The organism is Sphingobium mellinum (genome assembly GCF_037860795.1).
In the GTDB taxonomy this organism is placed as follows: Bacteria; Pseudomonadota; Alphaproteobacteria; order Sphingomonadales; family Sphingomonadaceae; genus Sphingobium; species Sphingobium mellinum.
Window position 1 is genome coordinate 290,805 of sequence record NZ_JBANRK010000001.1, and the last position, 20,543, is coordinate 311,347.

The window sequence follows — 20,543 nt, forward strand, 5'->3', positions numbered from 1 at the left end:
TGTGGCCGATTGGCAATTGCCAGGCATCCGCCCTCATCGACCGGGCGGGACGGATGATATGGGCATGTGTGCCGCGTGTGGACGGTGACCCCGTCTTTTCCGCACTGCTTGACAACAAGCCTTGGGACTCTCCCGACGCGCGGGGATTCTGGGCGATCGAACTGGAAAATTGCACCTCGATCGAGCAACATTATATCCGCAACACACCGATCCTCGTTACCCGCCAGAGCGACGCGCAGGGGAACGCCATCGAGTTGTATGACTTCTGTCCCCGTCACAAGCATTTGGGGCGCATGTATCGCCCCGTGGCCTTCGCGCGCGTCGTGCGTCCAGTGGCGGGCAGCCCCCGTGTGCGGGTGCGCCTCCGGCCCACCACATCCTGGCATTCCGAAAGCGTGCCGATCAGCTACGGGTCAAACCATATCCGGCTGGTGCTGTCCTATATGGCGATGCGTGTATCGACGAATGCGCCGATCGGCCTCATCAGCCAGGAAAGCTGGTTCCGCCTCGAACATGACATGCATTTTTTCATGGGTCCGGACGAAAGTTTTTCCGACGCGCTGCGCCCGGCGGTCGAGCGGATGCTCGACGACACGATCCATGAATGGCAGGTCTGGGTCCGCGGCCTTGCCATTCCCGCCGAATGGCAGGAAGCCGTCATCCGCTCCGCGATCACGCTCAAACTCTGCCAGCATGAAGAAACCGGCGCGATCGTGGCCGCACTGACCACCAGCATTCCCGAACATGCCGATTCGGGGCGCAACTGGGACTATCGCTATTGCTGGATCAGGGACGCCTACTACACGGTCGAAGCGCTCAATCGGCTCGGCGCGCTCGACGTGTTGGAAAGCTATCTCGTCTATCTGCGCAACATCGTCGATGGCGCGCGCGGCGGCCATATCCAGCCCCTGTACGATGTGCGCGGCAATGCGACGCTGGAGGAACGGGAAGCGAAGAATCTTCCCGGCTACAGAGGCATGGGTCCCGTGCGCGTCGGCAACGCCGCCTATTCCCAGATCCAGCACGACGCCTACGGCCAGATCGTCCTGTCGTCCGTCCAGGGCTTCATCGACCAGAGATTGCTTCGCCTTGCCGGCATGGCTGATTTCGAAGCGCTGGAGGTCGTAGGCGAGCGCGCCTGGTCCGTCTATGACCAACCCGATGCCGGCCTGTGGGAATTACGCACCCGCGCCCATGTCCACAGCTACAGCGCCGTCATGTGCTGGGCAGCTTGTGACCGACTGGCCCACGCGGCCGACGCGCTCCACCTGCCCGAGCGGGAAATTCACTGGCGCGAGCGGGCCGAGATCATGAAGGCCCGGATCCTGCAATCGGCCTGGCGCTCCGGCAGCAACGCCATCTCCGCCAATTTCGAGGAGGATGCGCGTGACGCCTCGCTGCTTCAATTGCTCGACCTGCGCTTTCTGGCTCCCGACAATCCGATGTTCCTGGGCACGTTGAAGGCGCTGGAAAAGGACTTGCGCCGGGGCAATGATATGCTCCGCTACAGCACGCCGGACGATTTCGGCGAACCGGTCACCGCCTTCAACGTCTGCACCTTCTGGTTGATCGAGGCTCTCCATCGCACCGGCCGCACCGAAGAGGCGCGGATGCTGTTCGAGGAGATGCTGTCCCGCCGGACCGCCGCCGGCCTGCTTTCGGAAGACATCGACCCGGTCACCGGCGAACTATGGGGGAATTACCCACAGACATACTCATTGGTCGGCATTATCAATTGCGCCGTGCTGTTGAGCAAACCCTGGAGCGTGATGCGATGAGCCGCCTGATTGTTATCTCCAATCGGGTCACAAGGCCCAACAAGTCAGGCAATCAGGGTGGTCTTGCCGTCGCGCTGGCACAGGCGCTGCGCGAAAGTCGCGGCATCTGGGTCGGCTGGTCCGGCGAAGTGACGGACACTTTCACCGGGCATATCGGCTTTTCCGAGGATCAGGGCGTGAAGACCGCCACCATCGACCTCGAAGAACAGGATATCGACGAATATTATAACGGCTATGCTAACAAGACGCTGTGGCCGCTCTTCCACTTCCGCATTGATCTCGCCGAATATGCACGCGATTTCGAAGGTGGCTATAATCGCGTCAACCAGCGTTTCGCCGACACCGCAAGCCCGTTGATCGAGCCTGAGGACATCATCTGGGTCCACGACTATCACATGATCCCGCTGGGTCAGATGCTGCGCGAAAAGGGCCATCGCAACCGCATGGGTTTCTTCCTCCACATCCCTTGGCCGCCCACCCGCCTGCTGGTCTCGCTGCCCCACCATACCAAGCTGGTACAGACGCTGTTCGCCTACGACGTGATCGGCTTCCATACGGAAGAATGGCTGGAATCCTTTCGCCACTATGTCGAACGCGAGATGGGCGGCACGGTGAATGGTGACTTCGTCACTCTGGGCGACCGGACCATACAGGCGATTGCCTGCCCCATCGGCATAGATGCACAGGAATTCGCTCACGCCGCGGTTACTGATACCGCTAGCGAGATGTTCCGGAAGGTCCGGCGCTCGCTGCAGGATCGGTCGTTGATCGTGGGCGTCGACCGGCTGGATTACAGCAAGGGCCTGGAGGAGCGCTTCAATGGCTACGCCCGCTTCCTGAAGGACCACGCCGAACACCACCGCAACGTCGTCCTGGCGCAGATCGCGCCCCCCTCGCGCGAAGATGTACAGAGCTATCAGCATATCCGCGCCACGCTTGACGCGCTCGCCGGCCGGATCAACGGTGAATATAGCGACGTTGACTGGACTCCGGTGCGCTACGTCAACCAGGGATATCCGCGCGACAAGCTCGCCGGCATATATCGCGCCGCCCAGATCGGCCTCGTGACGCCCTTGCGGGATGGCATGAACCTGGTCGCCAAGGAATATGTCGCCGCCCAGAATCCGGACGATCCGGGCGTCCTCATCCTCTCGCGCTTCGCCGGTGCTGCGGTGCAGCTCAAGGACGCGCTGCTGATCAATCCCTATAGCCCCGAGGAAATGTCCGACGCTATCAACCGGGCGCTCTCCATGCCACTGGACGAACGCAAGCGGCGCTGGCGGGCGATGATGGATTGCGTCGAACAGCAGGATATCCGCTGGTGGCGGCAATGTTTCACGGCGCGACTGTTGTCGGTCAAACGCGACGGCGTGGAAAACAATCCGCAGGCAGAAGCGGCGGCATAAGCTACGCTGCGGTTCGCGGCCGCGATCAGTGGGCTAATTGCACCCCTGACCGCTTTGGTCTATGGGCCGAGGTCAAGCAGCCCCGGCACCCGCTGATCCTTCCCGATTCGCGTTTGCCGGGGCAGATTCATTCTTGGAAGACAGGAACCGCGCATGGCCCGTCGCCGCCAGATCTACGAAGGCAAGGCAAAGATCCTCTACGAAGGCCCTGAGCCCGGCACGATCATCCAGTATTTCAAGGATGACGCGACTGCCTTCAACGCCCAGAAGAAGGGCACGATTTCCGGCAAGGGCGTGCTCAACAATCGCATTTCCGAGCATATCTTCACCCTGCTCGGCCAGATAGGCGTCCCGACCCATTTCATCCGTCGCCTCAACATGCGCGAACAGCTGGTCCGCCAGGTCGAGATCGTGCCGATCGAGGTCGTCGTCCGCAATGTCGCGGCCGGTTCGCTCAGCAAGAAGCTGGGCATCGAGGAAGGCACCCAACTGCCCCGCACCCTCATCGAATATTGCTACAAGGACGACGCGCTGGGCGACCCGCTGGTGTCCGAAGAGCATATCGCCTGTTTCGGCTGGGCCACGCAGGAGGAGATGCACGACATCGCCGACATGGCGATCCGCATCAACGATTTCATGTGCGGCCTGTTCGCCGCAATCGGTATCCGCCTGATCGACTTCAAGCTGGAATTCGGCCGACTGTATGACGGGGATTACAGCCGCGTCATCCTCGCGGACGAAATCAGCCCGGACGGCTGCCGCCTGTGGGATATGACCACCGGCGAGAAGCTGGACAAGGACCGTTTCCGCCGCGACCTGGGCGGCGAAGTCGAAGCCTATCAGGAAGTCGCGCGCCGCCTGGGCCTGTTGCCCGAGGGGCTCGACACGACCGTGCTGGACTTGGACACCCACCGGAAGAAGCGCAGCAAGGATTGATCCTTCGAGCGGCGCGCTGTTCACGCGAGCAGCGCGTCCGCCATAAGCTTGATGCCCAACAGCAGCATGAGCACGTATATCAACGTGTAAAAGCGGCTGGCATCGACCCGGCGCACCAGTGCGACCCCCGCAAAGGTCGCACCGATGGCCACCGGCACCAGCATGGCTGTCGCCGCCAGGTTCGCCGGGGTAAACTGCCCTAGCGCCGCATAGGCCAGCACCTTCATCCAGTTCGTCGCAGCGAAGGCAATCGCGGTCGTCCCAACCAGCATGTCGCGTGGCAAGCGCTTGGGCAGCACCCACATCTGGAACGGAGGCGATCCGGCGTGGCCAATCTGACCGGTGAAACCACTTGCCACGCCAAATAACATGCCGACCCAGGCAGGAGAGCTGGACGGCAGCACGACGGATCCACCCCGCTCGATCCACAAGCGCTGAAGTCCAAAGAGCGTGGAGATCAGCCCCAGCACACCCAGTACCGTCGTTTCCGGCACCTTCGCGGCGAAGAAATAGCCAAGGGTCACACCCAAAGCCATGCCCGGCAGCATAACCTTCAATATGTGCCGGTCCCAGCTGTGGCGGAATGCCCAGACGCTTACCATATCCTGCAAAATCAGGATCGGCAGCATGATCGCCGCGCCCCGCACCGGATCGATGCCCAGCGCCATTACCGGCATCGCCAGCGCACCCATGCCTGCGAAGCCGCCCTTTGCTAGGCCGGACAGGATGACAGCCATGATGGCGCAGGCATAATAGACAGTATCGGTGCTCATGCCCGACGGCCTAGAACAGAGATCAAGCCGAACGAAGCCATTTTCGGGAGTGCCGAAGGCGGCACTCTCCCCATTTTAGGCGTTTGCGCGATAGCCGATCAGGATGCCGAACGCGAAGGTCGCCACCAGCGCCAGTTGCACCCGCCCATGCGGATCATCATAGCCGACAATCTGCTGCCCGAAAGCGAACAGCCCGACGAACATCGCCAGTGCAAGACCAGCCATCGTGACAAACCCTTTCTCAACTGGGCCGATGATAGTCCGGCTGTCGCTAACAAAGGGATAATGCCTTGCCTGCGAAGGCGCACGCGACTAGGGGGTGCGCGAAAGCCAGCCACGGAGTTTCCTGCCCCATGAAAGCCCGCATCTTCGTCACGCTCAAGGGCGGTGTCCTCGATCCGCAGGGCAAGGCGATCCACCATGCGCTCGAAGGCCTGGGCTTTGGCGGCGTCAATGACGTACGCGCGGGCAAGCTCATAGAATTGGATCTGGCGGATGGAACGAGCGATGAGGATATCGATGCCATGTGCCGCAAGCTGCTCGCGAACACGGTGATCGAAAACTACCGGATCGAAAAGGTAGCCTGAGCCATGAAGAGCGCCGTCATCGTCTTCCCGGGCAGCAACTGCGATCGCGACCTCGCCGTGGCGTTCGAAGCGGTGAGCGGCGCTAAGCCAGTCATGATCTGGCATCGCGACACCGAATTGCCCGGTGATATCGACCTGATCGGCGTGCCGGGCGGCTTTTCCTATGGCGATTATCTGCGCTCCGGCGCGATGGCTGCGAGATCCCCGGTGATGCAGGCGGTCGCAAAGGCAGCCGAACGCGGCGCCTATGTGCTGGGCATCTGCAACGGCTTCCAGGTCCTTACCGAAAGCGGCCTGCTCCCCGGCGCTCTGCTCCGCAACGCCGGTGGCCATTTCGTCTGCCGCGATGTGTCGCTGACCGTCGAAAACGCCCAGAGCGCCTTCACCAGCCGCTTTGCCGCAGGCGAATCGGTGGTCTTTCCGGTCGCGCATCATGACGGTAATTATTTCGCCGACGCTGACACGCTTGATCGGCTGGAAGGCGAAGGCCGAGTGGCGCTGCGCTATGCCGAGAGCGTCAACGGATCGGCGCGGAACATCGCCGGTATTCTCAATGAGGCGGGCAATGTGCTGGGCATGATGCCACACCCCGAACGGGTGATCGAAGCTGCACATGGAAAAACCGACGGCCGACGGCTGTTCGAGGGACTGGTCGAAGGGCTGCTGGCCAAGGCCTGACCCGCCGGAATCGACCGACAGCGGACCGGAATATCATCGTCATCCCAGCACAGGCCGGGATGACAACAGGCCTCTCAAAACCGCAACGAGCGACGCCGCATCGTCCTGCTGACAAATGGCCTACAGGTCGCCAGATAGCTGAAATCCCCTTTCACCCGCCCCGGTGATAATCATATTCGAAAGCCCGACCTTGCTGCTTCGTCAGCACGGCGCCGACGATCGCCGCACCGGCGCGGCGGAGACGATCCACAGCGACGCGAAGACCGCCATGATGATTGCGGCCCCATTCGACGACCAGCACCGTGGCCTGCGCCTTGGCCGCGATGAGCAGCGTATCGGGCGGCCCCAATATCGGTGGGGCATCGATCAGAACCGTGTCGTAATGGCCTTGCACGCTGGCGAGCAGCACATCCAGCGAGGTGGTCGAGAGCAGTTCAGCGGGATTGGGAGGGATCGCCGCGCCGGGCAGCAGCCTGATGCCGGGCGTGCCGCTATCGACGATCACATCGTCCACTTTCGCCTGGCCCGTCATCACTTCGCTGATGCCATGGGCAGGGGCCAGCCCGAATAGCTCATGCTGGCGCGGGCGGCGCATGTCCGCGTCGATCACCAACACCCGCCTGTCGAGCTTCGCCAGGGCAAGCGCCAGCGCATGGACGGTGGCGGACTTGCCCTCCCCTTCCTGCGCGCTGGTCACGAGGATAGAACGCGGCAGCCCGCTCGCCAAGGCGAGCAGCAGGGACGAGGCGATCGGCATGAGGGCTTCCGCTGTTGGACTTCCCGCCGCGGGAACTGTGCCAAGCAGCGGCAGATTGGCCCGCTCGACCAGCGTGTCAGCCGATGTCACTGCGTCGTCGAAGACATGGCGGCCGGCGACCAGCAGCAGCCCCAGCGCCAATCCACCCAGCGACGCAAGCAGCATGGTGATGCCGATATTGGGCGAAGAGGGACGCGAGGGCACGGCCGCGCGGTCAAGCGGCTGGATGCGGCCAGCCTGGAACCCGGCCTGCGACGCCATGTCCCGATAGCGCTGAAGCAGGCTGTCGTGCAGAAGCCGATAGGTATCGACCGACCGTTCCAATATGCTCATCTGCACGCCGCGCCCGCGCTCTGCCTGAGCCTGACGCTCCACGTCGGCGATTTCGGCATCGATCTGCTTTTCGCCATGAACGGCAACTTCATATTGTTCGCGCAGCGAGGCGCGGATCGTGTCCGCCATCGATTGCGCCTGATCGTCCAGCGCGGCCAGCTTCGCCCGCGCTTCGCGCATTTCAGGATGAGCCTCCTTGCGAAACTGCCGTTCCTCGACGAGCTCTGCGCGCGCTTGCGCCCGTTGGGTCATGATTTGCTGCATCGCGCCGTTGCTCAGCACTTCGGGGAGCGTTTCGACGTTGGAAATGCGCGCGCTTTCCCAGCGTTTTTGTGCCGCGATCCGGTCCGCCGTTGCCTGCGCGCGGAATGCGTTTAGCTGCGCCAGCCGGGTGGCGGTGGTCCCGTCGGGCGCGGCATGCTCGCTTCCCGGTAGGGGTGCGGCCCCCGTTTGCGCCGCATAGACGGCGAGGTCCCGTTCGGCGCGCTCCAGATCCCGCCGCGCGCCATCCAGCTCGCCCATCAGGAAGCGGCGCGCCTGGACGCCGGATTCGAACCCGCGCTTGAGATCGGCACGGATCAGGCTGTCAGCATAGCTGTTGGCGACGCGGGCGGACAGCACCGGATCGGCGCTGGTGAAGCTGATGCGGATCACCCGGCTCTTGCCCGGTAGTTCGACTTCGAGATTGTCGCGCAAAAGGCGGATGACTGTCTCTGTCTCGACCTGCCGCTGGCTCAGCGAACCCGATCCCTGGTCGGGGCGGCGGACATCCATGCCGTCGAAGAAGGTGCGGCTGCCGACCAGCGCCAGTTCCTGCGCCACATCCTCTGCCAGGGCGCGGCTGCGCAGCACCTCCAGTTCGGTCTGCATCAGCGATTCGGTGTCGGCCGCCGCCATCGGCCGCTGCGTCGCCCCGGCTCCCGCGGCACCGGCCGGCACATCCTCTACCTCGACTGAGGCGGTGGCGCGATAGTCCGGCGTCGACAGCAGGATGAAGATGATGCCAGCCAACACGCACAGCGCCATGGTGACGAATAGAATGACGCGATGCCGCCGTACCGCCTTCCATGATGTCCGCGTCACGGCCAGCACCCGAGCAGCGCGTGCCTCGCTCAGCGGCCCCGCGCCGGCCGGATCCAGGAGGAGGGACGGGCCAGCCATCAGCGCCCTCCGTCCAGCGCAACGAAACCAAGGCCGATCGCAGGCGCGGCCAGCAGCGCGCCGCCCAATATGGCCTTTGCGCGCGACAGGCCGACGATAATCGTGTCGCCGGGCAGGATCTCCGGATCAGGCGCCTCGCCCTTGCGGATCGCGGAAAGGTCAAACATCGCCGCCTTGCGCTGGCCGTCGACCTGCCGCACGACGACAATCTGGCGCAAGCTGGCGATGCGGGTCGGCCCCTTCGCCATCGCCACCGCCTGGATCAGGCCCACGCGCCCCTCCACCGGGAACAGGCCGGGCTCCCGCACTTCGCCGTCAACAGTGATGCGGCGGCCCACCGCCCTTTTCACGAAAACCGTCACTTGGGGTGAGACGAGGTATCGCTGACCCAACTGCCCGGCAATGACATCGGATGCCTCACCGGCGGACAGGCCAGCTACGGGCACGTCCCCGATCAGCGGCATCCGTACCATCCCGGCCGCTGTCACCTGCGCGTCTTCGAGCGAGAGGCCGGGCTCATGATAGACCTGGATGCGCAGCACATCATCGGGCGCGATGCGATAGTCCTGGCCGACCGCCGGGGCGGGCGGGAGCACGGCATAGGCGGCCTCACCCTTGGGCGCGTCCTCGACCGTCGAGCAGGCACCGAGCAGCGCACAGGCTGCCGCCAGGCCCAGCAATCGGCTCATGCTGACGATCGGCTGATGCATTCCGCCCTGAAACTCCATGCCTTACGCGTCACCCATGAACGAGCGACCGCTGCGCGCGGGGTTAACGGGGCGGACCGATCATGGCAACTACAGGCGGGACGGCCCGCTTGGCGCGGAGGGTGATCAGATCGCGGCGCGGCCCTGATCGGGCGTGACAATGCGGCGCGGCTGATCGGGCCAGACGCCCCGCGTATCGTAGACAGCTTTGCCGATACGTTCGTCGACGGGCACCGATTTGAACATGTCATGATCGACAAGAATGACAAAAACGCCGCATTGTTCCAGAGCCGTATCGAAATCGATCAGCTCGGCCCCGGTGCCGGCGAACTCCATCGGCAGCGCCTGTGCATAAGGTTCGACCAGCTTGACCCGCCGACCGTAGCGACGGGCGAGGCGCGCCGCGACCTTGACCGCAGGGCTTTCGCGGAAATCGTCGATATTCGCCTTGAACGCAAGGCCGAGACAGGCAACGTCCTCGCCTGGAAATTCGTCGATCAGATCGGATGCCTTCGCCACCACATGGTCCGTCTTGCCGTCATTCACTTCCCGCGCAGTGCGGATGAGGCGACTGTTTTGGGGGTCGCCATGCACGATGAACCAGGGATCGACAGCGATGCAGTGGCCGCCGACGCCGGGACCGGGCGACAGGATGTTGACGCGGGGGTGACGATTGGCCAGTCGGATCACTTCCCACACGTCGATATCCATCCCCTCGGCAATCACCGACAATTCGTTGGCGAACGCGATGTTGACGTCGCGGAAGCTGTTTTCGACCAGCTTCACCATCTCGGCGGCACGCGCCGTGGTGGTGATGCAGGCGCCGCGGACGAACTGGCGGTAGAAGGCCAGCGCCTTGCGCGCGCAGCGCGGCGTGATGCCGCCGATGCAGCGGTCATTATCGATCAGTTCGACGAGGATGCGGCCGGGCAGCACCCGTTCCGGGCAGTAAGCGATCGCGATGTCTCCGGCGCCGCCCTGGCCCGGCATTTTGAGATCGGAACGAAGCTGCGCGAAAAGGTCGCGGATCGCTTCGGTGGTGCCGACCGGAGAGGTGGATTCGAGGATCACCGTGTCGCCAGCCTTAAGCACCGGCGCAACGGTGCGTGCGGCCTTCAGCACGTGGGAGATGTCAGGCGCGCGATCCTCCGCGACCGGAGTCGGCACGGCTATGATGAAGACATCGCTTGGCTCGACGATCAGGCTGGCGCGCAGATTGCCGCGCGCGACCACGCCCTGGACCAGACCGTCAAGGTCGACCTCCTCAATGTGGACGCGGCCGCTATTTACCGTCTCGACGACATGGGCGCTCACATCGACGCCCACCACCTGCGCGCCGCCACGGGCGATCAGTGCGGCGGTCGGCAGGCCGATATAGCCAAGACCGATGACCGAAACCTTCTGCTGCAGCTTGTCGAAAGGCATGGGATATTCCTGGGAAGCCAGTGATTTTCATGGCCTTCCTGCCCGGAAATGCTGAAGATTTCGGTAACAAGCGAGGGCAAGGATGACCGCTGTTAAGCGGCCTCGTCCATATCCTCGTCGCGCGCCTCGCTCTTGGCGATGATGGCTGCGATGCGTTCGGCCGCATGCCCATCTCCAAAAGGATTGTAGGCGCGTGACATCGCCGCATATGCGGCCTCGTCATCCAGCAGCGCCAGCACTTCACGCACGATGCGGGCGCGATCCGTGCCGACGAGCTTTGCGGTGCCAGCAGCCACGCCTTCGGGACGCTCGGTGGTCTCGCGCATCACCAGCACCGGCTTGCCGAGCGAAGGCGCTTCCTCTTGCACGCCACCGCTGTCTGTCAGCACCAGATGGCACATGTCGAGCAGCCGCACGAAATGCGGATAATCGAGCGGTTCGATCATCGCGACATTGGGCAGGCCGCCCAGCACCGCTTCCATGACTGGCCGGACATTGGGATTGGGATGGACCGGGAAAATGACGGCAACGTCGGGGCGCGCAGCAATGTCCGCGATCGAGCGGGCGATCGCCTCCATGCCGCCGCCGAAATTCTCGCGCCGGTGGCTGGTGACGGCCAATATCCGCTTGCCCGCGAACCGGGCGGCAAGGTCGTCGAGTCCAGCGGCAAGCGCAGGCGTCGCCTGCACCCGCTCGCGGGTGGCGAGCAGCGCGTCGATGACGGTATTGCCGGTCACCCGGATGTTGCGAGCGTCGCGATTTTCCCGAAGCAGAGCCTCCGCGGCCGCCTGGGTCGGCGCGAAATGCATGTCGGCGATGCAGGCGACGACGCGACGGTTCACCTCCTCCGGCCAGGGATGGTGGATGTCGCCACTGCGCAGGCCGGCCTCGACATGGGCAACCGGGATCTTGCGGTAGTAGGCGGCAAGGCTCGCCACCATCGTCGTCAGCGTATCGCCATGGACGACGACGCGGTCCGGCCGTTCGGCGTCAAAGGCCCTGCCCAGTTCCACGATGAGCCTCGCAGTCAGGCTGTCGAGCGTCTGATCCGGTGTCATCGCGTCCAGATCCACGTCGGGGCGGATACCGGCAATGTCCAGCACCTGGTCGAGCAGACCACGATGCTGCGCCGTTACGATGACCCGCGTGTCGACATGGGCGCGATGGCGCAGCGCATGGATCACGGGAAACAGCTTGATCGCTTCGGGACGGGTCCCGAACACCACGGCAACCTTCATCTTAGCCCCTTGGATCGTGCTTTCATGGCCATGCTTGACAGCAAATCGTAACCAACCCCTGAACGGGGGTAACTCCGACGCGCGCTTTCGCTCTCGCAATCACTTATGCTAGGCCCGCGTCAATCCTTCATTTTCAAGGGCAAGCGGAAGTTTATGAAGATTACGATGATCGGTACGGGATATGTGGGCCTGGTTTCGGGAGCCTGCTTCGCCGATTTCGGCCACGATGTCGTCTGCGTTGACAAGGATGCACGCAAGATCGACGCAATCGAATCCGGACGGATGCCGATCTACGAGCCCGGGCTGGACCAGCTGGTGAGCAACAACGCGGCGGCGGGCCGCCTCACCTTCACCACCGATCTGCCGAGCGGCGTGAAGGGGGCGGAGGCTATATTCATCGCGGTCGGCACCCCATCCCGCCGCGGCGACGGCCATGCGGACCTGAGCTACGTCTATGCCGCCGCGCGCGAAATCGCCGAGGCGCTTGACGGTCCCACCATTATCGTCACCAAATCCACCGTTCCCGTCGGCACCGGCGACGAGGTTGAGCGGATCGTCAAGGAAGTCCGGCCCGAACTGGACATCCAGGTCGTGTCGAACCCCGAATTCCTGCGCGAAGGCGCGGCAATCGGCGATTTCAAACGGCCCGACCGCGTTGTCGTGGGCACAACGGGCGACGAACGCGCGATCACAGTGATGGCGCAGATATACCGCCCGCTGAACCTCAACCAGGCGCCAGTGATGTTCACCGGCCGACGGACGGCGGAGCTCATCAAATATGCTGCCAACGCCTTCCTTGCGACCAAGATCACCTTCATAAATGAAATGGCCGACCTGTGCGAGGCGGTCGGCGCCGAAGTGCAGGACGTCTCGCGCGGCATCGGACTCGACAACCGCATCGGCAGCAAGTTCCTCCATGCCGGGCCTGGCTATGGCGGGTCCTGCTTCCCGAAGGACACGCTGGCGCTGGTTAAGACGGGTCAGGACTATGACACGCCGATCCGCATCGTCGAGACGGTCGTGCAGGTCAACGACCTGCGCAAGCGGGCCATGGGACGCAAGATCGTCAAGGCGCTGGGCGGCGAAGCGCGTGGCAAGAAGGTCGCACTGCTTGGCCTCACCTTCAAACCCAACACCGACGACATGCGCGACGCGCCCAGCCTTGCGATCGTGCAGGCGCTGGAGGACGCTGGCGCGAGCATCGTCGCCTATGACCCCGAAGGCATGGAGGTCGCCGCGCCGATGATGCCCGGCGTCATCATGGTGAAGGACGCCTATGAGGCGGCGCAGGGCGCAGACGTGCTGGTGCTCGTGACGGAATGGGATGCCTTCCGCGCGCTGGACCTCAAGCGCCTCGCCGGATCGATGGCCGGCAAGGTGCTGGTCGACCTGCGCAACATCTATCCTCGGGCAGAGGCAGAAGCGGCGGGATTCTCGCTGATCCGGGTGGGCGGCAAGGGCGTCGCCTGATGGCAGGAAGGGCTGACGGCGGAGTGAGCCCAGCCCTCCCGCGCCTGCATCACTGGGCGGCCGCGGCAGCAATGGTGTTCGCCATGATGCTGATCGTGCCCGTGCTGGCGGGGCTGACCTGAATGGCTCTGACGTTCGGGTGCGCCCTATGCCTTCAGCTTCCACCCGCGCTTGAGCAGCGTGTAGCACAGCAGCGCCAGCGCGATGTTCAATCCCAGCAGCACGGCACTGCCCACCGCCACATCGCCGTCCGCCGCCGCGACGAAACCATAGCGGAAGCCTGAGATCGCGTAGAAGAACGGATTGGCATGACTGATCGCGCGAAACAGAGGCGACAGGCGATCGATCGAATAAAAGGTGCCCGACAGCAGCGTCATCGGCCCGATAACGAAATTGGTGATGGCGGCGGCATGGTCGAACTTTTCCGCCCAGATCGATGTCAGCACCCCGACAAAGGCGGCAAGCGACGCGCCCATGAGGCCGAACCACAAGATCGCCCAGGGATGCGCTGGCGTCACGTGCACGCCCGGCCACAGTGCCATCGCCAGCCAGAGCGCCCCGCCCACGGCAAATGCGCGCGTCACGGCCGCGCCCACCAGGGCGAGCAGCAATTCGCTGTTCGACAAAGGCGGCATCAGATAGTCGATCAGCGTCCCCTGCATCTTGCCCGCCAGCAGTGAAAAGCTGCTGTTGGCGAAGGCATTGTTCATCATGCCCATGATCATGAGGCCGGGCGCTATGAAATCGGCGAACGGCACGCCAAGTACCTGCCGGCCCGACCCGCCGCCGCCCCCCCCGCCGAGCGCGATTGTGAAGATCACCAGGAACATGAGGGTCGTCACCGCGGGCGCCCAGATCGTCTGAAGCTGTACCTTCATGAAACGCCGCACTTCTTTGCGGTAAAGCGCGCGCGTGCCGGCCCAGTTGACGTTGCGAATGACAAGCTCTCCCGGCTCATGGAAGGGCGACGGGCGCTGCGTCGAGGCTGCAAATTGGGACTGGTCGTTCATGATCGGATCGACTATCGGCTGGTCGGGTATGCCGCAAGGGCGTTGTGCACGGGAAATTGAACCCGGGCGGGCGCTCCCCATATAGGGCGCGAATATCAGATTGTGAGGAGTCATTCATTGTCCTGGACCGACGAGCGTATCGACCAGCTCAAGGCAATGTGGGAAAAAGGCCTGACCGCCAGCCAGATCGCGGACGAACTGGGCGGGGTCAGCCGCAACGCGGTGATCGGCAAGGCCCATCGGCTCGGGCTTCAGTCGCGCCCATCCCCGGTGAAGGCGAACGAGGTGCCCAAAAAGGCCGCCCCGGCGCGCAAGCCTGCCCACGCCACGCCCGAAGTCGAAGCGCCACGAGCCGAGGCGCACGCGCAGCATAGCGCGCCCGCGCCCGTCCGGCCGACTGCGCCTGCATCACAGGTCGCCGCGCCCGCCTCGCTCGGGACCCCCGAGGCTGCCGCCCCTACGCCCACACCGCAGCCCCGCATCATATCCGTAGGCCCCGGCGGCTTCCTGCGGCAGGGTCCGGGCGACCAGCAGGCGCCGATCCCCCCCGCACCGCCGCGCCGCCTGGTGCCGGCAAAGCCGAGTCCGGAAATCGCCGGCAAGACGAGCCTTCTCGACCTCACCGAGCGTATCTGCAAATGGCCGATGGGCCATCCGGGCGAGCCGGACTTCCATTTCTGCGGTGAAGCGGTGAACCCAGGCTTCCCTTACTGCGTCGAACATTGCGGTCGCGCCTATCAGGCGCAGCTGCCGCGCGGCACCCGCCGCCCGCCGCCGCCCCTGCCCTTTGGCGGGCCGCGCGTTCGCTGATCTTATACATCCTCCCCATGCCGACCATGGGGAGGATTTGATACCCGGCCGCTTGCGCCGGCCACATACCCCCTTATAGCTTGTGAGCATGTCCGATCTGTTCGCGAGCCAGCCGCTCACCTCCCCCGGTTACGACGCCTCCTCGATCGAAGTTCTCGAAGGGCTCGAGCCGGTGCGCCGCCGCCCCGGCATGTATATCGGCGGGACAGACGAACGGGCTCTGCACCATCTGGCTAGCGAAGTCCTGGACAACAGCATGGACGAAGCCGTCGCGGGTCATGCAACCCGGATCGAGGTGCTGCTGGAGCCGGGCAACCGGCTGACCATCATCGACAACGGCCGCGGCATTCCGGTCGACCCCCATCCGAAATTCCCCGGCAAGTCGGCGCTGGAAGTCATCATGACCACGCTCCATTCGGGCGGCAAGTTCACGGACAAGGCCTATGCGACCTCCGGCGGCCTGCATGGCGTGGGCATCAGCGTGGTGAACGCGCTGTCGGTCGTCACCGTGGTCGAGGTCGCACGCAACAAGGAACTGTTCCGTCAGAGCTTCGCGCAGGGCCTGCCCACCAGCGGCCTGGAAAAGGTCGGCGGGGCGCCAAACCGGCGCGGCACCTCGGTCAGCTTCATCCCCGATCACGAAATTTTCGGGGAACAGAAGTTCAAGCCCGCCCGGTTGTACCGCCTCGCCCGATCGAAGGCCTATCTGTTCGCGGGCGTGGAAATTCGTTGGAAATGCGCGCCCGAACTTATCAGCGACGACACACCGGTCGAAGCCGTGTTCCAGTTCCCAGGCGGCCTGGCCGACCATCTGAAGGAGCAGGTGGGTACGCGAGAATGCGCCACCAGCGCCTTCTTTTCCGGTAGCCAGGATTTTCCGGAGTCTGCCGGGCGGGTGGAATGGGCGGTCGCCTGGCCGCTCTGGTCCGACGGCAGCTACAGCTGGTATTGCAACACCATCCCGACGCCGGACGGCGGCACCCACGAAGCGGGGCTGCGCGCAGCGCTGGTGAAGGGCATCCGAGCCTTTGGCGAACTGGTGGGCAACAAGAAGGCGAAGGACATCACCGCCGACGACATCGTGACATCGTCGGAAATCATGCTGTCGGTCTTCATCCGCGATCCGCAATTCCAGAGCCAGACAAAGGACCGTCTCACCAGCCCCGAGGCCGCGCGCTTGGTCGAAAATGCGGTGCGCGACCATTTCGACCATTTTTTGTCCGACCATATGGAGCGCGGCAAGGCACTGCTCGCCTATGTCCTCGACCGGATGGACGAGCGCCTCAAGCGCAAGCAGGAAAAGGAGGTCAAGCGCAAGACCGCGACCTCCGCGCGCAAGCTGCGCCTGCCCGGCAAGCTCACTGACTGTTCGACAGATGATCCCGAAGGTACGGAAATCTTCCTGGTGGAGGGCGATTCGGCCGGGGGTTCAGCCAAGCAGGCACGGGACCGCAAGACGCAGGCGATCCTACCCCTGCGCGGCAAGATACTGAACGTCGCGTCGGCCAACAACGCCAAGATCCTCGCCAATCAGGAAATCGCCGACATGATCCTGGCGCTGGGCTGCGGCACGCGCAAGGACTGCAATCCCGACAATCTGCGCTACGAACGCATAGTCATCATGACCGACGCCGACGTCGACGGCGCGCATATCGCAACGCTGCTGATGACCTTCTTCTTCCAGGAAATGCCGGAGCTGGTGCGAAGGGGACATCTCTATCTGGCTCAGCCGCCGCTCTATCGTCTGGTGGCAGGGGGCAAGAGCCTCTACGCCAAGGATGACGCCCATCGCGAGGAGTTGCTCGCCAAGGAGTTCAAGGGCAAGAAGGTCGAGGTCAGCCGCTTCAAGGGCCTGGGCGAAATGAACCCCGGTCAGCTCCGCGAAACCACGATGGACCCCAGGACCCGCACGCTGATCCGCATCACCCTGCCCGACGATGTCGAGGATCGACAACAGGTGCGGGAACTGGTGGACCGGCTGATGGGCACCAATCCGGCGCACCGCTTTGCCTTCATCCAGGAAAATGCCGCGACTTTGGACGACGAAGCCATAGACGCCTGATCTGCCGGCAATTTTCGGGCGCGGCCGGCAGTTTTCGGCCGCGACCGGCAATTTTTTGCCTACCGCCGCATTAACCAGCGCGGCGCACCGGATGTTCAATTTTTCCCGCGATACCGGCAAGCATGTCCGGCTTCGCCCCCACCCTGCGCAGCTTCGCGCGCCATGCAACATCAGCGCTGCTGCTCGCATCCAGTAGTGCAGCCTTCGCACAGAGCGCAGCCGCGCCGGTGATGATCGGCGTGCCCGCCGCGCTGGGCACCCAGGCCTACGGCAACGCGGACCGCGTCGCTTCGACCCTGTTAGCGGGGGGCATGAGCCGCCTCGCCGCAATCAGCGCGCAGCAAGGTGGCGGGATTTCGCTACCCTGGTCGTCCGCTGCCGCGCCTCAAGAGATCATCAATGAAAGGCGGATCGGCGATTTTCAGGGCAAGCTGCCTGGCTGGCAGTTGCAGGGCGTGCGACTGACGCTTGATCGCGGCGCGACCGGCTACCGTCAACCTGACCTCATGCCTGCCTTCATGCGGGGACTGACGGTTCCGGCCTTGCTCCCGCAGCCAGCACGTCCGGTCGACATGCCCACCCTGCGCCCGACCACGGCGCCGCGCATAGGACAACCCGACGTGTTCGGCTCTGTTGCCATGGCGGTGTCGCACACTGCGCTGGATGGAAAATGGGCCAGCATCAGCCCTGCGATCACCGGCAAGGGCGTATGGAGCGGCATCCTTCAGGCCGCACGCGCCGCCGGGCCGGCGCAACAGGTCGAAATGATAAACAGCTGGGTCAACCAACGGCTGCGCTTCGTCGACGATCGCGCGGGCAGCGACAACTGGGCCGCCGCCGCCCAGTCACTCACGCGCGGGGCCGGCGATTGCGAGGATTATGCTATCGCCAAGATGAAGCTGCTGGAAGCAGCCGGCTTCGACCGCCACGCCATGTTCCTGGTGATCGCCCGCGACCTGGTGCGGCAAGCGGACCATGCGGTGCTGGCGGTTAGGATCGGCGAGGAGTTGATGATCCTCGACGACATGACCGACCAGGTGCTGCCGTCGTCGAGCGTCAGCGACTACCGGCCGATCCTGAGCTTCAATGCCTTCGGCCGCTGGACCCACGGCTACCGGGTCAAGACCCCGCAACCGGTACAGTTCGCGGCGCGCTGACCATCACCGCTCCCGCAAAGCTTCCGATCGCGCTTTCATGATGGGCTTCAGCAGATAGGCCAGCACTGACTTGCGGCCGGTCAGGATCTCGACGTCGCACACCATTCCCGGCGTGATCGGCAGCTTATGTGCGCCTGAACCCAGCCAGGCGCGATCCGTTTCCACCACCACGGTGAAATAGGCTTCGCGCGTCGCTTCGTCATAGACGCTATCGGCGGAAACCTGCTGCACAGTGCCGCTCAGGCCGCCATAGATGGAAAAATCATAGGCGGTGACTTTCACCACCGCGCGGTCGCCGGTCTTGATGAAGGCGATGTCGTTGGGCTTAACCCGTGCCTCCACCAGCAGCTTTTCGCCGACGGGGACTATCTGCATGATCTTCTGGCCGGGGGTGACATAGCCGCCGATTGTCGTCACCTGCACGTCATTGACGACGCCGTCGACGGGCGAGCGGATCTCCGCCCGCTGCGCCCGTCCCTTTGCGCCCCGAAGGGACTCGCTGTTGACCGCAATCTTGGCTTCAAGCTGACTGCGTTCGTTCAGCGCGTCCTGACGAAATTGGAAATTGGCCTCGGACAGCTGGGCTTGGGCCTCGCGAATCGCGGCCGAGGCGCGGGACGCCTGCTGCTGCGCGGCGCCGAGTCGACCCTGAGCATCGACCAATTCACGCCGGGCATCGAGCAGTTCCGTCTGCGGGACGACCGACTTGGCGGCGAGCGGCTCCAACATCTCGACCCGCTTGCGGGCAAGGCTGATGCTACTGCTCAGGCTCTCTATGGTCGCCTGCGCCTCTCCCAGCTCTCGGCGGCGCTGGTCCACCTGTGCCGCCATGGCATCCTGCTTGCTGCGGAGCGCCGACTGGCGGACCGCGGCCAGGGCCTGTTCCTGCTGGCATTCCGGGCCGCCCGTCGCGCAAACAGCGCCCGACCCCGTGCCTTCCTTTTCCAGCCGCCCGGCGCGCGCCGTCAACGATCGCGTCTCGGCCTGGATCTGCCCCAGTTCCGACGCCAGCGTCGCATCGTCCAGCTTCACCAGCAACTGGCCCTTGCGAACCTTCTGGCCCGATCGGACGAGGATTTCCTCGATGGTCGTCGGCTCGGCCGACTGGATGACCTGCGCCTTGCTGGATGGGATGACCTTTCCCTGACCGTGGGTAACCTCGTCCACCGGAGCGAAGCTCGCCCACATCAGGAAGACGAGCATGCCGCCGCCGCTGTAGAGGATCACCTGCTTGTTGCCCGGTTGGCCGCGCAGCCAGCGTACCCAACGCGAAATCATGGTTGCCCCCCTTGGAGATTATGGTCGTCGGCGGCGAGCGCGACCGGCGGCGCCTTCTGCTGGCGGGCAAGCAGGTCGGAAAGCGCATTGCCGCTTGCGGAAGGATCGGGGATGGACAGCTTCCATCCTTTGGTCGGGTCCATCCGGCCACCCACATCATTGGCCGCCCGGCGCTCAGGCAGCGCCGCAACCGGCGGATAATCGATCACCGGCTGGGCCGCGACGGGCAAGCGGGAAGTATCAAAGGCAGGAATTCTCTCACCCCCCGCATAGCGCCCGGTAAAGGCGGCAGGCAGGCCCCAGCCCCCCGGCCAGCGGTAGAAGATATGCGCGCCCACCTGCGCGAGCTTCGCCAGATGCGGCGCCCAGCGCGGGAAGACATAGTCAGCATGATAGTGGGTCGCCGTCCCGACTTCCCGCTCCACATGCCCGGCGAGCGCATCGGCAGCGACCCGGCGCGCCCGGTCCCAGAGCGCGCCCAAGGGCCGCCGGGCGAGCGATCCATCACACACGAAACTGAACTGGCAGACCGAGGCGTCGAAACGTTGATAGACAACGCCGCAGACCGTCTTCGCGAAGGCAGGGTGGCGCACCCGGTTCAGTACAACCTGAGCGACGGCGCGCTGACCGCTTTCCGGCTCGCGCGCTGCCTCATAATAGACGGCCTGCGTCAGGCACTGAAGCGCGCGGGCATGGTCTTCGCCCACGCTGGCCAGCGCCCGGAAGGGCCTGGCCGCCACGACCGGGATGCTGGTGAAGCCTAGCCGCTGATTTTCCGTGCGGGCCTTGTCGCCTTCGACTGCTGGTTCGGCCTGTTCGGTCATCTCGACGAGGGCCAGATATTGACGCGGAATGGCCGGCGGAGCGTCGACGATCCTTGCCTGGATCGCGGGCATGGGCGCGCTGTGCGGCCGTAGCATCGCCGTTGCAGCGACCAAGGCCATGGGCGCGGCGATCCCCACGCTTCGGACAAGCGC

19 protein-coding genes are annotated in these 20,543 nt (G+C 64.2%); 10 read left to right on the forward strand and 9 right to left on the reverse strand.

Going from position 1 to position 20,543, the window contains the following annotated elements:
* The first annotated feature begins 8 nt into the window (after nucleotides 1-8).
* The 3 genes from AAC640_RS01500 to purC all read left to right on the forward strand — a co-directional run bounded on the left by AAC640_RS01500 (nucleotide 9) and on the right by purC (nucleotide 4,120).
* On the forward strand, nucleotides 9-1,778 hold the full coding sequence (locus tag AAC640_RS01500; RefSeq protein WP_422794948.1) for a glycoside hydrolase family 15 protein: 1,770 nt from the start codon (nucleotides 9-11) through the stop codon (nucleotides 1,776-1,778).
* Complete coding sequence (gene otsA / locus AAC640_RS01505; protein WP_340264309.1) at nucleotides 1,775-3,184, forward strand: alpha,alpha-trehalose-phosphate synthase (UDP-forming); 1,410 nt, start codon at nucleotides 1,775-1,777, stop codon at nucleotides 3,182-3,184. The genes AAC640_RS01500 and otsA overlap by 4 nt, the downstream gene beginning before the upstream one ends.
* 153 nt (nucleotides 3,185-3,337) lie before the next feature.
* Complete coding sequence (purC, locus tag AAC640_RS01510) at nucleotides 3,338-4,120, forward strand: phosphoribosylaminoimidazolesuccinocarboxamide synthase (RefSeq protein WP_340264310.1); 783 nt, start codon at nucleotides 3,338-3,340, stop codon at nucleotides 4,118-4,120.
* A 20-nt stretch (nucleotides 4,121-4,140) separates the two neighbouring features.
* Here purC and AAC640_RS01515 read toward each other — a convergent pair whose 3' ends face one another.
* Together AAC640_RS01515 and AAC640_RS01520 are read right to left on the reverse strand one after the other, a co-directional pair.
* Nucleotides 4,141-4,893 carry a sulfite exporter TauE/SafE family protein gene (locus tag AAC640_RS01515; RefSeq protein WP_340264311.1) on the reverse strand — a complete coding sequence of 251 codons (753 nt, stop codon included), beginning with the start codon at nucleotides 4,891-4,893 and terminating at the stop codon, nucleotides 4,141-4,143.
* A gap of 75 nt (nucleotides 4,894-4,968) precedes the next feature.
* On the reverse strand, nucleotides 4,969-5,118 hold the full coding sequence (locus AAC640_RS01520) for a hypothetical protein (protein ID WP_340264312.1): 150 nt from the start codon (nucleotides 5,116-5,118) through the stop codon (nucleotides 4,969-4,971).
* 128 nt (nucleotides 5,119-5,246) lie between these two features.
* Between AAC640_RS01520 and purS the strand changes: the two genes are divergently transcribed.
* Nucleotides 5,247-5,480, forward strand: coding sequence for a phosphoribosylformylglycinamidine synthase subunit PurS (gene purS, locus AAC640_RS01525; protein WP_021224554.1), 234 nt, complete (start codon nucleotides 5,247-5,249; stop codon nucleotides 5,478-5,480).
* A gap of 3 nt (nucleotides 5,481-5,483) precedes the next feature.
* Nucleotides 5,484-6,158 (forward strand): phosphoribosylformylglycinamidine synthase subunit PurQ, encoded by a 675-nt coding sequence (gene purQ, locus AAC640_RS01530; RefSeq protein ID WP_340264314.1) that lies wholly within the window; start codon nucleotides 5,484-5,486, stop codon nucleotides 6,156-6,158.
* 151 nt (nucleotides 6,159-6,309) lie between these two features.
* Here purQ and AAC640_RS01535 read toward each other — a convergent pair whose 3' ends face one another.
* The 4 genes from AAC640_RS01535 to wecB form a co-directional block, all read right to left on the reverse strand.
* The gene (locus AAC640_RS01535; RefSeq protein WP_340264315.1) at nucleotides 6,310-8,409 is read right to left on the reverse strand and encodes a GumC family protein; all 2,100 of its coding nucleotides are present in this window, start codon (nucleotides 8,407-8,409) and stop codon (nucleotides 6,310-6,312) included.
* Complete coding sequence (locus AAC640_RS01540) at nucleotides 8,409-9,119, reverse strand: polysaccharide biosynthesis/export family protein (RefSeq protein WP_340264316.1); 711 nt, start codon at nucleotides 9,117-9,119, stop codon at nucleotides 8,409-8,411. Before AAC640_RS01540 ends, AAC640_RS01535 begins: the two co-directional genes overlap by 1 nt.
* A 123-nt stretch (nucleotides 9,120-9,242) precedes the next feature.
* A complete protein-coding gene (gene wecC / locus AAC640_RS01545) occupies nucleotides 9,243-10,541 on the reverse strand; it encodes a UDP-N-acetyl-D-mannosamine dehydrogenase (RefSeq protein WP_340264317.1) in 1,299 nt (432 codons plus the stop codon).
* Nucleotides 10,542-10,633: 92 nt separating this feature from the next.
* On the reverse strand, nucleotides 10,634-11,779 hold the full coding sequence (gene wecB, locus AAC640_RS01550) for a non-hydrolyzing UDP-N-acetylglucosamine 2-epimerase (RefSeq protein WP_340264318.1): 1,146 nt from the start codon (nucleotides 11,777-11,779) through the stop codon (nucleotides 10,634-10,636).
* Nucleotides 11,780-11,932: 153 nt separating this feature from the next.
* Between wecB and AAC640_RS01555 the strand changes: the two genes are divergently transcribed.
* The gene (locus AAC640_RS01555; RefSeq protein WP_340264319.1) at nucleotides 11,933-13,249 is read left to right on the forward strand and encodes a UDP-glucose dehydrogenase family protein; all 1,317 of its coding nucleotides are present in this window, start codon (nucleotides 11,933-11,935) and stop codon (nucleotides 13,247-13,249) included.
* Nucleotides 13,249-13,371 carry a hypothetical protein gene (locus tag AAC640_RS01560; protein ID WP_340264320.1) on the forward strand — a complete coding sequence of 41 codons (123 nt, stop codon included), beginning with the start codon at nucleotides 13,249-13,251 and terminating at the stop codon, nucleotides 13,369-13,371. The genes AAC640_RS01555 and AAC640_RS01560 overlap by 1 nt, the downstream gene beginning before the upstream one ends.
* A gap of 24 nt (nucleotides 13,372-13,395) precedes the next feature.
* Here AAC640_RS01560 and AAC640_RS01565 read toward each other — a convergent pair whose 3' ends face one another.
* Entirely contained in the window at nucleotides 13,396-14,259 is an 864-nt protein-coding gene (locus AAC640_RS01565) for an ABC transporter permease (protein WP_340264321.1), read from the reverse strand.
* A gap of 117 nt (nucleotides 14,260-14,376) precedes the next feature.
* Here AAC640_RS01565 and AAC640_RS01570 point away from each other — a divergent pair, with 117 nt between their 5' ends.
* The 3 genes from AAC640_RS01570 (at nucleotide 14,377) to AAC640_RS01580 (ending at nucleotide 18,288) form a co-directional block, all read left to right on the forward strand.
* Nucleotides 14,377-15,069, forward strand: coding sequence for a GcrA family cell cycle regulator (locus AAC640_RS01570; RefSeq protein ID WP_340264322.1), 693 nt, complete (start codon nucleotides 14,377-14,379; stop codon nucleotides 15,067-15,069).
* A gap of 88 nt (nucleotides 15,070-15,157) precedes the next feature.
* Nucleotides 15,158-17,131, forward strand: coding sequence for a DNA topoisomerase IV subunit B (gene parE, locus AAC640_RS01575; RefSeq protein ID WP_340264323.1), 1,974 nt, complete (start codon nucleotides 15,158-15,160; stop codon nucleotides 17,129-17,131).
* 122 nt (nucleotides 17,132-17,253) lie between these two features.
* Nucleotides 17,254-18,288: a transglutaminase-like cysteine peptidase gene (locus AAC640_RS01580; protein ID WP_340264325.1), complete on the forward strand. Its 1,035-nt coding sequence runs from the start codon at nucleotides 17,254-17,256 to the stop codon at nucleotides 18,286-18,288.
* A gap of 3 nt (nucleotides 18,289-18,291) precedes the next feature.
* Here AAC640_RS01580 and AAC640_RS01585 read toward each other — a convergent pair whose 3' ends face one another.
* Nucleotides 18,292-19,566, reverse strand: a complete 1,275-nt coding sequence (locus tag AAC640_RS01585) for an HlyD family type I secretion periplasmic adaptor subunit (protein WP_340264326.1) — start codon at nucleotides 19,564-19,566, stop codon at nucleotides 18,292-18,294.
* Nucleotides 19,563-20,510, reverse strand: coding sequence for a cell wall hydrolase (locus AAC640_RS01590; protein WP_340264863.1), 948 nt, complete (start codon nucleotides 20,508-20,510; stop codon nucleotides 19,563-19,565). The genes AAC640_RS01585 and AAC640_RS01590 overlap by 4 nt, the downstream gene beginning before the upstream one ends.
* Nucleotides 20,511-20,543 lie beyond the last annotated feature (33 nt).